The sequence below is a fragment of the Streptomyces sp. M41 genome, from assembly GCF_043673425.1.
In the GTDB taxonomy this organism is placed as follows: domain Bacteria; phylum Actinomycetota; class Actinomycetes; order Streptomycetales; family Streptomycetaceae; genus Streptomyces.
Genome location: NZ_JBIMKE010000027.1, coordinates 29,611 through 42,880 on the forward strand (window position 1 = coordinate 29,611; position 13,270 = coordinate 42,880).

13 protein-coding genes are annotated in these 13,270 nt (G+C 72.6%); 7 read left to right on the forward strand and 6 right to left on the reverse strand.

The window, feature by feature from the left end:
* Positions 1–19: 19 nt before the first annotated feature.
* The gene (locus tag ACHBTE_RS27515) at positions 20–1,192 is read right to left on the reverse strand and encodes a thiolase C-terminal domain-containing protein (RefSeq protein WP_394726831.1); all 1,173 of its coding nucleotides are present in this window, start codon (positions 1,190–1,192) and stop codon (positions 20–22) included.
* Positions 1,193–1,268: 76 nt separating this feature from the next.
* Here ACHBTE_RS27515 and ACHBTE_RS27520 point away from each other — a divergent pair, with 76 nt between their 5' ends.
* Together ACHBTE_RS27520 and ACHBTE_RS27525 are read left to right on the forward strand one after the other, a co-directional pair.
* Positions 1,269–2,474, forward strand: a complete 1,206-nt coding sequence (locus tag ACHBTE_RS27520; protein ID WP_394726833.1) for an acyl-CoA dehydrogenase family protein — start codon at positions 1,269–1,271, stop codon at positions 2,472–2,474.
* Entirely contained in the window at positions 2,471–2,947 is a 477-nt protein-coding gene (locus ACHBTE_RS27525; RefSeq protein ID WP_394726835.1) for a nitroreductase family deazaflavin-dependent oxidoreductase, read from the forward strand. Before ACHBTE_RS27520 ends, ACHBTE_RS27525 begins: the two co-directional genes overlap by 4 nt.
* A 70-nt stretch (positions 2,948–3,017) precedes the next feature.
* On the opposite strand, the gene ACHBTE_RS27530 is transcribed toward ACHBTE_RS27525, so the two are convergent.
* Positions 3,018–3,641 (reverse strand): LysE family translocator, encoded by a 624-nt coding sequence (locus ACHBTE_RS27530; protein WP_394726838.1) that lies wholly within the window; start codon positions 3,639–3,641, stop codon positions 3,018–3,020.
* Between the two features lie 82 nt (positions 3,642–3,723).
* On the opposite strand from ACHBTE_RS27530, the gene ACHBTE_RS27535 reads away from it, so the two are divergent.
* Positions 3,724–4,176: an Lrp/AsnC family transcriptional regulator gene (locus tag ACHBTE_RS27535; protein ID WP_394726840.1), complete on the forward strand. Its 453-nt coding sequence runs from the start codon at positions 3,724–3,726 to the stop codon at positions 4,174–4,176.
* A 106-nt stretch (positions 4,177–4,282) separates the two neighbouring features.
* Here the strand turns inward: ACHBTE_RS27535 and ACHBTE_RS27540 are convergent, their stop codons facing one another.
* Positions 4,283–4,918 (reverse strand): TetR family transcriptional regulator, encoded by a 636-nt coding sequence (locus ACHBTE_RS27540; RefSeq protein ID WP_394726956.1) that lies wholly within the window; start codon positions 4,916–4,918, stop codon positions 4,283–4,285.
* A 134-nt stretch (positions 4,919–5,052) separates the two neighbouring features.
* Here ACHBTE_RS27540 and ACHBTE_RS27545 point away from each other — a divergent pair, with 134 nt between their 5' ends.
* The 3 genes from ACHBTE_RS27545 (at position 5,053) to ACHBTE_RS27555 (ending at position 9,146) form a co-directional block, all read left to right on the forward strand.
* Positions 5,053–5,808, forward strand: coding sequence for a VOC family protein (locus ACHBTE_RS27545; RefSeq protein WP_394726842.1), 756 nt, complete (start codon positions 5,053–5,055; stop codon positions 5,806–5,808).
* Between the two features lie 246 nt (positions 5,809–6,054).
* Complete coding sequence (locus ACHBTE_RS27550; RefSeq protein WP_394726844.1) at positions 6,055–8,406, forward strand: PQQ-binding-like beta-propeller repeat protein; 2,352 nt, start codon at positions 6,055–6,057, stop codon at positions 8,404–8,406.
* 218 nt (positions 8,407–8,624) lie between these two features.
* Entirely contained in the window at positions 8,625–9,146 is a 522-nt protein-coding gene (locus ACHBTE_RS27555) for a hypothetical protein (protein WP_394726846.1), read from the forward strand.
* A gap of 102 nt (positions 9,147–9,248) precedes the next feature.
* On the opposite strand, the gene ACHBTE_RS27560 is transcribed toward ACHBTE_RS27555, so the two are convergent.
* From ACHBTE_RS27560 to ACHBTE_RS27570, 3 genes are read right to left on the reverse strand one after another with little or no spacing between them, the layout of a single operon-like run.
* A complete protein-coding gene (locus tag ACHBTE_RS27560; RefSeq protein ID WP_394726848.1) occupies positions 9,249–10,019 on the reverse strand; it encodes an enoyl-CoA hydratase/isomerase family protein in 771 nt (256 codons plus the stop codon).
* Complete coding sequence (locus ACHBTE_RS27565) at positions 10,016–10,432, reverse strand: Zn-ribbon domain-containing OB-fold protein (protein WP_394726850.1); 417 nt, start codon at positions 10,430–10,432, stop codon at positions 10,016–10,018. The genes ACHBTE_RS27560 and ACHBTE_RS27565 overlap by 4 nt, the downstream gene beginning before the upstream one ends.
* A 7-nt stretch (positions 10,433–10,439) precedes the next feature.
* On the reverse strand, positions 10,440–11,588 hold the full coding sequence (locus ACHBTE_RS27570; protein WP_394726852.1) for a lipid-transfer protein: 1,149 nt from the start codon (positions 11,586–11,588) through the stop codon (positions 10,440–10,442).
* A gap of 95 nt (positions 11,589–11,683) precedes the next feature.
* Between ACHBTE_RS27570 and ACHBTE_RS27575 the strand changes: the two genes are divergently transcribed.
* Positions 11,684–13,249: a FadD3 family acyl-CoA ligase gene (locus ACHBTE_RS27575; protein ID WP_394726854.1), complete on the forward strand. Its 1,566-nt coding sequence runs from the start codon at positions 11,684–11,686 to the stop codon at positions 13,247–13,249.
* Positions 13,250–13,270: the final 21 nt, after the last annotated feature.

The following is a 13,270-nucleotide window of genomic DNA, read 5'->3' on the forward strand; positions in this document are numbered from 1 at the left end:
CTGTGTCCTCTCGATCGGTTCATTCCCTGCCCAGTACCAACGTCCCCGACGAGCAGAACCATCCCCCGGTCGCCGAGGCGACCCCCAGCCGCGGAAGCTGGCCGTCGCGCGCCCGCACCTGCCGCTCCCCGCCCTCGCCCCGCAGCTGACGCACCGCCTCCACCAGGAGGAACAGCCCGCGCATCCCGGGGTGCTGGGCCGACAGCCCGCCCCCGTCCGTGTTCACCGGCAGTTCCCCGCCCCGCACCAGCAGCCGCCCCTTCTCCACGAACGCCCCGCCCTCGCCCTTCCCGCAGAAGCCGAGGTCCTCCAGCGTCACCAGGGTCATGTACGTGAAGGCGTCGTAGATCTCCGCGAAGTCGACCTCCTGCGGGCGGATTCCGGCCCGCTCGAAGGCGAGCCGCCCGCTCACCGCCGCCGGGCCCGTCGTGAAGTCGGGCCACTCGGACATCGCGGCGTGCGAGATGTGCTCCCCGGTGCCGAGGATCCACACCGGTGCCGTACGGCAGTCCCGTACGAACTCCTCGGCGGCCAGCAGCACCGCCGCCCCGCCGTCGGAGCGGATGCAGCAGTGCAGCTTGGTGAAGGGGTCCGCGATCATCGGGCCCGCGAGGACATCGTCCACGGTGACGGGGTCGCGGTACATGGCCTCGGGGTTCAGTGCCGCGTTCGCCCTCGTCTGGACGGCGACCTGCGCCAACTGCTCGATCGTGGTGCCGTGTTCGATCATGTGGCGCCGGGCCGCCATGGCGTACTTGGCGATGAGGGTGTGGCCGTAGGGGACCTCGAACTGCAAGGGCCCCCGGGAGCCGAAGGAGAGGTTTGCGGTGCGCCGGCCGTCCCGGACGTCCGCGCGGGCCGTCGAACCGTAGACGAGGAGCACGGCGTTCGCATGCCCGCTCGCTATCGCGTCCGCCGCGTGGGCCGCCATGACCTCCCAGGTGGAACCGCCTACGGAGGTGGAGTCGACCCAGGTGGGGCGCAGGCCCAGATACTCGGCCACCTCGACGGGGGCGAGGGTGCCGAGACCGGCCGAGGCGAAGCCGTCCACCACCTCCCGGCCCAGCCCGGCGTCGGCCAGGGCACGCCGGGCCGCCTGGGCGTGCAGGGCGTACGGCGTCATGTCGTCGACGCGACCGCAGTCGGCCAGGGACACCCCGACGACGGCGACTTTCCGGCTCCGGGCAGTCATGAGCGGCCTCCAACCCCTGGGCATATCGCTGCGGCCCTCCTAATATGACGGGCCGTCAGATACGGAGGGAAGAGCCATGGACGCCCGCTTCACCCCCGAACAGGACGAGATCCGCCGCACCCTCCGCGAGCTGCTCGACAGCCGCTGCGGCCCCCGTGAGCTGCGCGCGGCCCTCGACACCCCCGCCGGACACGACCCCACCCTGTGGCGGGCCCTCGCCGGCCGGCTCGGTCTGCCCGGGCTCGCCCTTCCCGAGGCGTACGGCGGTGTCGGCTGCTCGGCCACCGAACTCGCCCTCGCCTGCGAGGAGACCGGACGGGTGCTCCTCCCCTCCCCGCTGCTGGCCACCGCCGTACTGGCCGCCCCGCTGATCACCACCCTGGGCACCGAGGCCCAGCGGGCCGACCTGCTGCCCCGGCTCGCCGACGGCACCCTCACCGCCGCCCTCGCCGTCCCCGGCACCGCGCTCGCCACCGCCCTCGCCCTCACCGGCACGAGCGGCGGGGAGTGGGCCGGTGGCGGACGCGCCGGGGGCGTGCAGGCGCGGCGGGCGGACGGCGGCTGGCGGCTGTACGGGCAGGTGGACCAGGTGCTGGACGGACACAGCGCGGGGCTGCTGCTGGTCGCCGCCCACACCGGGGGCTTCGCCCGCTCGCGGACACGGCTGTTCCTGGTGCCGGGGGACGCGGCGGGGGTCGTACGGACCCGGCAGACCGCGCTGGACGCCACCCGGCCGCGAGGGAGGCTGCAACTGCGGGATGTGACAGCCGAGTTGCTGGGGGAGGAGAGCGCGGACGCGCTGAGCGCCCTCGCCGATGCCGGGGACCGGGTCGCCGCCGTCCTCGCCTGCGAGGCCGTGGGAGCCGCGGACCGGGCCCTGGAGCGGACCGTGGAGTACGTCGGACAGCGGGAGCAGTTCGGGCGGGCGATCGGCTCCTTCCAGGCGGTGAAGCACCGGCTGGCGGATGTGTATGTGGCGGTGCAGGCGGCGCGCTCGGCCGCCTACTACGGGGCATGGGCGACGGCCCACGGGGAGCGGGTCGGCGGGCTCGCCCTCGCGCAGGCCCTGGAGGCGCTGCGGATCGCGTCCGCGGAGGGCATCCAGCTGCACGGCGGCATCGGTTTCACCTGGGAGCACGAGGCGCACCTGTACTTCAAGCGGGCCGCCGGGGACGAGCTGCTCTTCGGCCCGGTGCACCGGCTGCGGGCGCACGCCGCCGACGCGGCCCGGCTCTTCACGGCGGCCGAGGGCGGCGTCGGCGCGCGGGAGGTGGCGGTGTGATCGGCGTGCGCGTGGTGCAGAAGGTGTCCTCCACACGGGGCTTCGCCAAGGTCGCCCCGTACGTCATCCCCGCGCTCGACCGTGCCGTGCACCGGCTCACCCGGGGAAAGGTACTGCTCAGCGCCCAGATGCTGCCCGGGGTGATCCTGACCTCGACCGGCGCCCGCAGCGGACTGCCCCGGCGGACGCCGCTCGCCTGCATGCCCGAGGACGAGGGCCGCACCTGGATCCTCGTCGGCTCCAACTTCGGCCGCACCGGCCACCCCGCCTGGACCCACAACCTCCTCGCCCACCCCGACGCCGAGGTCAGCTGGAAGGGCCGGGACATCCCGGTCACGGCCCGGCTGCTGGCGGGGGAGGAGCGGGCGGCGGCGTGGCAGGCGGTGCTGCGGTTCTGGCCGCCGTACGCCTCCTATCAGGCGCGGGTGGAGCGGGAGATACGCCTCTTCAGGATCGTCCGCAGGCCGCGGTGACAGCGGGTGACCGGGTCGCCGGGGTGGTGATTCGCCGGGGTGGTGGGGCGCGGGTTGCCCGTTCAGCGGGTCACAGTGTCGCCAGGCGCTGGATGAGCAGGAACGCGCCGATTCCCAGCATGGCCGCCCCCGAGGTGCGGGTGACCGCCCGTGCCGCGGCCGGGCGGGCGCCGAGGACCGCGCGGGCCGCGAGGCCCACGGCCAGGTAGACGGCGGCGCAGCACGCCATGTGGAGCAGGCCGAGTGCGGCCGTCTGGGCGGGGACCGGCAGGTGGGCGCCCTTCGTCACCAGGAACTGCGGCAGCACCGACAGGTAGAGCAGCAGCCCCTTGGGGTTGAGGCCGCTGATCGTGGCACCCCGCAGAAAGGCACGGGCCGGGCTCGCGGCGACCGTCTCCTCGGTCGCGCCCGGCGTGCCGGGCCGGCGCAGCACACTCCAGCCCAGCCACACCAGGTAGCCCGCCCCGGCCACCGTCAGCGCGGTAAGCAGCCCCGGCTCGCTCGCCACCAGCACCGCCAGACCGGCCACCGCGAGGACCGTGTGCAGCGCGTACCCGGTGACCAGCCCCGCCACCGCCGTCACCGGCGAGCGGTCGCGCAGCCCGGCGGAGATCGCATAGGCCCAGTCGGCGCCCGGCACGCAGATGAGCAGCAGGTCGATGGCGAGAAAGGAAATGAGCAGTCCGGAGTCCATGCTAGGGACATTAGGCGGGAATGGCCCGAAAGTGTTGTCGAAGTTTGCCGAGTCAGGGGTCTGATGAGGGAAGATCTTCCACATGGATGACGTGGACCGAAAGATTCTTGCCGAGCTCCAGCAGGACGGGCGGCTGACCGTGACCGAGCTGGCCGCGCGGGTACGGCTCAGCGTCTCGCCCTGCCATCGGCGGCTGCGGGAGCTGGAGCGGGCCGGCGCCATCAGCGGATACCGGGCGATGGTGGACCCGGCCGCCGTCGGCCTGAACTTCGAGGCGCTGGTCTTCGTCTCCATGCGGCAGGAGGACCGGGACACGGTCGCCGAGTTCGAGCGGGCGCTCGGCGATGTGGTGGAGGTGCTGGAGGCGCAGCGGCTGTTCGGCGAGCCGGACTACCTGCTGCGGGTGGTCGCCGCCGACCTCGCCGCCTATCAACGGCTGTACGACGAGCGGCTGGCGACGCTGCCGGGGGTGCAGCGGCTGACGTCGACGCTGGTGATGAAGCACGTGGTCAAGGACCGGCCGCTGCCCGGCTGAACCGACGGAGCCGGAACGCGTGGCGGGCGGTGGCCCCCATGGGGGAACCACCGCCCGCGAGACAGGACTTCTGAGTCTTGAGGGTCGTCTGCCGGCCTCCCGGGCGCTACTTGGTCGGCTTCTTGCCGGTCACTCCCAGATGCACCAACAGCGCCAGATTGGGCTTGAGTTCGGCCTGCTTGACGCCCCACGTCTGGAAGCCCTTCTGGTGCGAGGCCACCGCCGCGAGCATCGCGACGATCGACCCCGCGACCGCGGCCGGGTTGACGTCCTTGTCGACCCTGCCCTTGGACTGCAACTGCGCGACGGCGTCCGCCAGGGAGTTGTTGACGGAGTTCAGGATCTTCATGCGGATCTTGTAGAACCGCTTGTCGCCCTCGGACGCGCCGAGATCGACGACCCTGAGGATCGCGTCGTTCTTGCGCCAGAACTCCAGGAAGCCGTCCACGAGTTCCTGCGCCGTCTGCCAGCCCGCCTTGCCGACCCAGCTACGGCCCTCGACGAGCTCGGTCAACCCGGCTCCCTCGGCGGCCATTTGCTCGGCGATCTCCAGGACGGCGCCCTCGACGTCCGGGAAGTACTGGTAGAAGGTCGCGGGCGAAGTGCCCGCCTTCCGGGCGACATCGATGACTTTGACGTCCCGGTAGGGGGAGGAGCTGAGCATCTCGCTGAGGCAGTCGAGCAGCTTCTGCCGGGTCGCCTGCCCACGTCGGCCGGCCACGCGGCCGTCGACGGTACGCACTTGTCCTGTCATGCCGTCAGCTTACCGAGGCGTGATCGGGGCGCGATTCGGCCGACTGCAAATGGGGTGCACGGGGACCTGGAGGCTGGTGTGCCTGGTCTGCGGGTTGCGCGGGTGGCCGTTACTTTGGCCGCATGGCCGAAAACAGCACATCCGTGAACGGAACGGGATACGCGCAGGGCGTCCCGTGCTGGGTGGACGCGCAGCTCGCCGACGTGGAGGCGGGCAAGCGGTTCTACGGTGAGCTCTTCGGGTGGACCTTCGAGGAGGCGTACGGCTCCACCGTATGGGCGCTGCTCGACGGTGACCGGGTCGCCACCCTCTCCCGCAAGACGGACGGGCGGATGCCCACGGTGTGGACCGTGTTCTTCGCCACCCCGGACGTGGCCGCGCTGGGCCGGCGGATCCGGGAGGCCGGGGGGCAGGTGGTGACCGCGCCCGTGGAGATCGGGCCGGACCTCGGGACGGCAGCGCTGGTCACCGACCCGGAGGGGGCCGTTTTCGGGCTCTGGCAGGCGGGTGAGCACCCGGGCTTCGGCCGCAGACACGAGACCGGCACCTTCGGCTGGGCCGAGCTGTACGCCCGTGACGTCGAGGTGGCCAACGGTTTCTACGGCGAACTCTTCCACGACGCCCTGTTCGGACCGGACGCCGAGCCGGACTTCGGGCGCGCGGCCGTCGGGGACGTCTTCTCCGCGATGATGCCGCCGCATTTCGTCGTCCACTTCCAGGTGGCGGACTGCCGGGAGGTCCTCGAGACGGTGAACCGGCTCGGCGGGCGGGTCCAGGTTGCGCCCTTCGAAACGTCGTACGGGACGGTCGCCGTGGTCACCGACGACCAGGGCGCGTCCTTCGCGCTTCTGGAGCGCGCGACGGCGCCCGAAGCCTGACCGCACTCCCGTCCAGGGCGTGTCGGACACCCCTGGGGGCGTCCCAGCATGCGAACCGGTGCTTTCCGTCCGGGGTCGGGTGTGGTTTTGTCCCAAGACACCCCGTTCCGCCCTTGGGTTCGCAACCACGCCCTCGGACAGGAAGAATCGGGGTGCGTGCCGCCAAGGCGGTGCGGTGGTGAGACGCTGCACGGGGTCGCGTACATATGTGGGTGACGCGGCTTGTACGGGGAGGTGGCAGGCAGAGTGGTGGATCAGCTGACGCAGCACGATCCGCGCAGGATCGGGCCGTTCGAGGTGCTCGGGCGGCTGGGTGCCGGCGGCATGGGGCTGGTCTATCTCGCGCGCTCGGCTTCGGGCCGGCGGGTGGCGATCAAGACGGTCCGTACGGAACTCGCCGAGGACCAGCTGTTCCGGGTCCGCTTCACGCGCGAGGTGGAGGCGGCCCGCGCGGTCTCCGGCTTCTACACGGCGGCCGTCGTCGACGCCGACCCGCGCGCCGCCGTGCCGTGGCTGGCCACCGCCTACGTCCCCGCGCCCTCCCTCGAAGAGATAGTGAACGAGTGCGGGCCGCTCCCGGCCCAGGCGGTGCGCTGGCTGGCGGCGGGTGTGGCCGAGGCGTTGCAGTCCATCCACGGCGCCGGACTCGTCCACCGCGATCTCAAGCCGTCCAACGTGCTCGTCGTCGAGGACGGGCCCCGCGTCATCGACTTCGGTATCGCGTCCGGCGTATCGAACACGCGTTTGACGATGACGAATGTCGCCGTCGGCACGCCCGCCTACATGTCGCCGGAGCAGGCGAAGGACTCGCGGAGCGTGACCGGCGCGAGCGATGTGTTCTCGCTCGGCTCGATGCTGGTCTTCGCCGCCACCGGGCACCCGCCCTTCCATGGCGCCAACCCGGTCGAGACGGTCTTCATGCTGCTGCGCGAGGGCCCCGACCTCGAGGGCCTCCCGGACGAGCTGCGCCCGCTGATCGAGTCCTGTATGCAGATGGACCCGACCGCCCGCCCCAACCCGGCCGACCTCCAGTCCCAGCTGGCACCGCACCTCTTCGGCTCCGGCTCCGACGACAGCGGCACCGCCTCGGCCTGGCTGCCCGAGCGGGCGACGAGCCTGATCGAGGCCCGCAGAGGCGGGCGCCCGGCGGTGAAGCCCCCGGCCGGCGGGCGCAGCGGCGGCAGGATTCCCGCCCCGGTGCCGCCCCCGCCCCCGCACGACCCGGTGGTCCCCGGCCCGCAGCCCGCCCCCGTCCCGGTCGGCGCCCCCGACACCGGCCCCGTACGGCTGGCCGGCGCCGCCGTGCCGATCGGTCCCGGCCCCCGCGTCGCCGATGTGCGCGCCGCAGCCATGCAGGCGCCCCCGCCGGAGGCCGGCCTGGTCGCCTCCTGGTCCAAGCCCCGCCCCGGCGTCAACGGCGCCGACCCCGCCGTGCCCGCCCCGCCGCCCCCGCCCCCGGAGGCGGCGGCCGGCTGGCGCCCCTGGCGATTCCGCATGTCGAACGATGTGTGGGGCACCCCCTCCGTCGCCGACGACCTGGTCTACGTCACCTCCTTCGAGGTGCACGCCCTGGACGTGGCCACCGGCCGGCGCCGCTTCAAGACACGGGACGTGGCCTGGTCCATGGCGGTCGCGGACGGCCGTATCCACGCCTCCGACGGCCCGACCCTGTTCGCCCTGGACTGCCGCGAGGGCGCCGACCTGTGGCGGCTCCAGACGGACGCCTGGGTGTACACCCTCAAGGCCGAGCGGGGCACGGTCGTCACCGGCACCCGCGGCGGCGGCGTCCAGGCGTGGGAGGCCTCCAGCGGGCAGAAACTCTGGGAGATCACCGGAGCGCAGACCGACTTCGAGTCGCCCGAGGCCGGGCCGGCGCTGCACGACGGCACGGTCTACGTCTGGCAGGACGCCCGGCTGCGCGCCCTGGACGCCCGCACCGGCGACGAGCGCTGGTCGTACCCGATCGGCGACGCCGCCTCCTGCGGCGGGGTCCCGGTGCGGGTGGCGCAGGCGCCGGACGGGTTCGTGTACGTCTCCGCCGGGACGCGGGTGCTCGCGCTGGACGTGGCGAGCGGCCATGTCCGCTGGCACTTCGAGGCCCCGGCGGTCTTCCTGAGCCCGCCCGCCTTCGTGCCCGGCCCCGCGGTGACCGGCGGCGGCGTGTACCTCGCCGACTACCTCGGCACCGTCTACGCCCTGGACGCCACCGACGGCCGCGACCGCTGGCGGATCGCGACCGAGTCCCGTTCCTCGACCGACCCGGTGCTGGTGGCCGCGGGCCATGTGCACGTCGGCAGCGGCAAGGGCCTGTACACGCTGGACGCGGTCACCGGGACGCCGAAGTGGCGGTTCCAGGCGGGCGGCGACATCGTGGGCGCCCCGGCGGTCGCGGAGGGCCGGATCCACTTCGGCTCCAGCGACCATCTGCTCTACACCCTGAAGGCCGACGACGGCCGGCTGCGCTGGAAGCTGGCGACCGGCGGCGAGATCACCGGCTCCCCGGTGGTGCAGGACGGGGTCGTGTACGCGTGCAGCAAGGACCGCTGTGTGTACGCGCTGGACGCGGAGAAGGGCACCGGCACGGCCCGAAGCGCCTGAGGGGGTGCCCGAAGGGTTCGGCCGGGCGCCCGTGACGCCGTCGTACCGGCGCACGGAAGGGATCCGGACGGCGGCGTCCCGCAAGGAGCGTCATCTTCACCGCTCCTGCACGAGACGTTACGCCCAGTAAGCGCTCCCTGCCGTGCGAGCACTGCTAGCGTGACGTGCTCACGATCAGTACAACGGGGTCTGCACCACAAATTCGGGGGTTGAACCAGATGAAGCTTCGCCATGTCCGCGCTGTGGCCGTCGCCGTCGGTGTGGTGGTCGCCCTGACCGGTGCCCGGCACTCCGGCGGCGGAGGCTGCGACAGCAACTCGAACTCCAGCAGCTCGTCGAGCAGTTCGGGTGGCTACTCGGGTGGCGGCAGCACCCACTACGACGACGACGATGACGACTACGGCACCTCGGGCGGCACGGGCGGCAGCGGCCCGACCGAGTCCGCCCAGCCCACGGCCGACGTCACGCTGGAGAGCTGCACCTACGACGAGAGCCGCGGCATCGTCGCCCGGGTGAAGGCCACCAACAGCAGCGTGAGCACCACCTACACCTACGAGTTCGGCGTGACCTTCAAGGACCCCGCCGGCACGCCCGTGCGCACCAGCGACTCCACCATCCCGTATGTGTCGCCGAGCTCCACCGACACCCTCGACGTGACCGCCGTCTACGTCCCGCAGCCCGGCGCGAGCGGCGGAACCGTCACCTGCGTGCTGGACGACGTGACGCGGACGGCGCAGTAGGGCCTGTCGTTCGGATCAGGTCGGCTGGGAGGTACTGCGCCTTCCAGCCGACTGGAGCCCCGCGACGCCGGCATGATCCAAGCGACAGGCCCTGGCCCTGGCTCACCGCAGCCGGTGGCCGGGGCGCCGCGCCCGGAACAGCTCGGCCTGCCGCTCGGCCGGCAGACTTCCCAGCGAGATCAGGTGCGGCGCCTGCGCGAACGCCTGGGCCAGGGCGGCCTCCTTGGCCGCCCACAGCGCCCGTACGGTGCCCTGGACCGCCGCTGCCGGATACCCGGCGATGACGGTCGCGCAATCGACCGCGGCAGCCAGGGCCCGGCCCGCTTCCGTGAGTTCGGACACCAGCCCGATCTCATGGGCCCGCCGCGCCGAGAGCCGTTCCGCGCTCCCCATCAGCGCCATGCGTGCGGCCTCCCCGTACGGCATGCGCAGCGTCATGAGCATCGACTCGTAGGCGCTGACCATGCCGTAGGTGGTGTGCGGGTCGAAGAAGGCGGCGCTCGGGTCCGCGACGAGGAAGTCCGCCTCGCCCAGCAGATAGAAGGCGCCGCCGCAGGCCATGCCCCGCACGGCGGCGACGACCGGCTTCCACAGGTCGTTGGCTTTGGGCCCGGCCCGCAGCAGCGGATCGTCCATCATGTACGGCGAGTTCGGCTGCGGCACCACGGCGTCCCGGTCCAGCCCGGTGCAGAACGCCCGCTCCCCGGCCCCGGTGAGCACGACGGCCCGCACGGTGTCGTCGAACCGCAACGCCTGCCAGGCGGCCACGAGTTCGTCGCGCATCGCCAGGTCGATGGCGTTGAGGCGCTCGGGCCGGTCGAGCGTGACCACGGCGACGCCCGCGTCCTCGTCGGTCGTGACATCGACGCTCACGACCGCTCCAGGACCCACTGGGGTAGCCCGCAGTCGCCGAAGACGGCCCGGACCCGGGCGCCGATGCGGACCTGTTCCGGGGCGAAGGAGCCGAGCGGCGCGTCCGGGCCGGTGACGAGGTTGCCGACCAGCCGGATCCGGGGCGCGTCGGTGAGCTCGACCACGATCACGTTGTACGGGGCCTGCTCGGCGTAGTCGGGCAGCAGGGGCGGGTGCGGGACGACGTAGGACCAGATGCGGCCCTGTCCCGACACCGGCCGCCATTCGCTCGCGAAGGACTGGCAGTGCGGGCAGCACGGGCGGGGCGGGAAGCGGGGTTCGGCGCAGTCGGCGCAGGTCTGGACACGCAGCTCGCCCTGGGCGGCGTACTGCCAGAAGGGGGCGCCGTCGGGGTCGGTGACGGGGGAGAGCATCCTTCGATCAACTCCTCAGGAGCAGCGCGGAGGTGGGGACGCCTTCGCCGGCGGTGACGAGACAGGAGACGGCGCCGGGGACCTGTGCGGTGCTGGTGCCGCGCAGCTGTTTGACGCCCTCGTTGATGAGGTTGAAGCCGTGGACGTACGCCTCGCTCAGTCCGCCGCCCGCGGTGTTGATCGGCAGCAGCCCGCCGATCTCCAGCGCGCCCCCTTCCGTGAACGCCCCACCCTCCCCGCGCCCGCAGAAGCCGTAGCCCTCCAGGGACAGCGGTATGAGCGCGGTGAACGCGTCGTAGATCTGGGCGACGTCCACGTCCTGGGGCGTGAGGTCGGCGTGCTTCCACAGATGCCGGGCGGCGGTCCAGGCGGGGCCGGTGAGCGGGTCGTCGTTCCAGTAGTTGACCATCCCGTGGTGCTGGGCGGGCAGGCCCTGGGCGGCGGAGTGGACGTAGACGGGGGTGTGCCGGCAGTCGCGGGCGCGGTCCCGGCTGACGATCACGCAGGCAAGCGCGCCGTCGGTCTCCAGGCAGTTGTCGAAGAGGCACAGGGGCTCGCTGATCCAGCGGGAGGTCATGTACATCTCGCGGGTCAGGGGGCGTTCGTACATGATCGCGTCCGGGTTCTGATTGGCCCGGTTGCGGCAGGCGAGGGCGACGTTGAAGAGGTGATCCCGACTCGCCCCGTACTCGTGCATATAGCGGCGGGCGAGCATCGCGATCTCGTCGACGGGGCGCAGCAGGCCGTAGGGCCGGGTCCACTGGGCGGGGGTGGGCAGTTGGACGCTGGTGTTGCGCCAGGGCCGGGGCCCGCTGCCCCGCTTCCGGGACCGCCACGCCACCCCGACGGTCGCCTGCCCGGTGGCGATGGCGGCGGCCAGATGCGCGACGGTGGCGCACGAACCGCCGCCGCCGTAGCCGACCTTGCTGAAGAAGGTCAGGTCCCCGAACCCGACGGCCTTCGCCAGCTCCACCTCGTCGGTCTCCTCCATGGTGTACGAGGCGAGCGCGTCGACCTCGCCGGGCGCGATCCCGGCGTCGTCGAGGGCGGCGAGGACGGCCCGGCAGGCGAGGGTCCTCTCGTCCTCCGGGAGGTGCCTGGCGAACGGCGTCTGACCTATGCCGACGATGGCGGTCGCGTCCTTGAGTCCGGCCATGTGCACACCTCCGCGCCGCGGACGAGCTGCTGACAGGGCGTCAGGTTACCGCTAATCTGACGGACAGTCAGCTACGGAGTTCGGGGAGGCCGATCGTGCAGTGGCAGAGCATCCCGGAGCTGGTCCGCGAAGCGGCCGAGCGGTACGCGGACACCGAGGCGGTCGTCGAGGGCCGGACCCGGATCTCGTACGGTGAACTCGGCGCCCGCGTCGAACGGTCGGCGGCGGCCTGCCTCGCGGAGGGCATCGAGCCGGGCGACCGGGTCGCCATCTGGGCGCCGAACACCCTCGACTGGATCGTGGCGGCGCTCGGCGCGGTGTCGGCGGGCGCGGTGCTGGTGCCGGTGAACACGCGCTTCAAGGGCACGGAGGCCGCGGACGTGCTGCGCCGCAGCGGTGCCCGGCTGCTCTTCGTGACCGGCACCTTCCTCGGCACCTCGTACGTGGCCTCGCTGCGCAGGGCGGTCGCGGAGGGGCCGGGCCTGCCGGAACTGCGGCAGGTGGTGGTGCTGTCGGACGACGCGCCCGCGGACTTCCGTACCTGGAAGGACTTCCTGGCGGGCGGGGACGGGGTCGGGGAGGCGGCGGTACGGGCTCGCGCGCGGGCCGTTGTGGGCCACTGCCCCTCGGACATCGTCTTCACGTCCGGCACCACGGGCCGCCCGAAGGGCGCGGTGATCACACACGCCCAGACCCTGCGGGCGTACGAGGCGTGGAGCGACCTGGCCGGGCTGCGCCACGGCGACCGCTACCTCATCGTGAACCCCTTCTTCCACACCTTCGGCTACAAGGCCGGCGTCATCGCCTGTCTGATGCGGGGCGCGACGATGATCCCCCAGCCGGTCTTCAACATCGACACCGCCCTCGCCAACATCGCGGCGGAACGGGTGTCGGTGCTGCCGGGCCCGCCGACCCTGCACCAGTCGCTGCTGGACCATCCGGCGCGTGACGCCCATGACCTCTCTGCGCTGCGGCTGGTGGTGACCGGCGCGGCCGTCGTGCCGCTACGGCTGGTGGAACGCCTGCGGGGGGAGCTGGGCGTGGAGACGGTCCTGACGGCGTACGGCCTGTCGGAGGCCAGCGGCATCGTGACGATGTGCCGCCGCGGAGACGACCCGTCGGTCATCGCCTCGACCTCGGGCCGCGCGATACCGGGCACCGAGGTCCGGGTCGAGGCCCCGGCCGGCGAGCCCGGAGAGGTCCTGGTGCGGGGCTTCAACGTGATGCGGGGTTACTGGCAGGACGCGGCGGCGACGGCGGAGGTGCTGACGGCCGACGGCTGGCTGCGCACCGGTGACGTGGGCGTCCTGGACGAGGCGGGCAACCTGCGGATCACCGACCGCATCAAGGACATGTTCATCGTCGGCGGCTTCAACGCCTACCCCGCGGAGATCGAACAGCTCCTCGGCCTGCATCCCGATGTGGCGGACGTCGCGGTGATCGGCGTCCCGGACACCCGCCTGGGCGAGGTCGGCAAGGCCTACGTGGTACGCCGCCCCGGAGCGACCCTCACCGCCGACGACCTGACGGCCTGGTCCCGCCGCGAGATGGCCAACTACAAGGTGCCGCGCTCGGTGGAGTTCCTGGCCGAGCTGCCACGGAACGCGAGCGGCAAGGTGGTGAAAGGCGAGCTGCGGGGCAGGGGCCCCGCTCCCGCCTGACACACCCGACCGCGGCGGCTC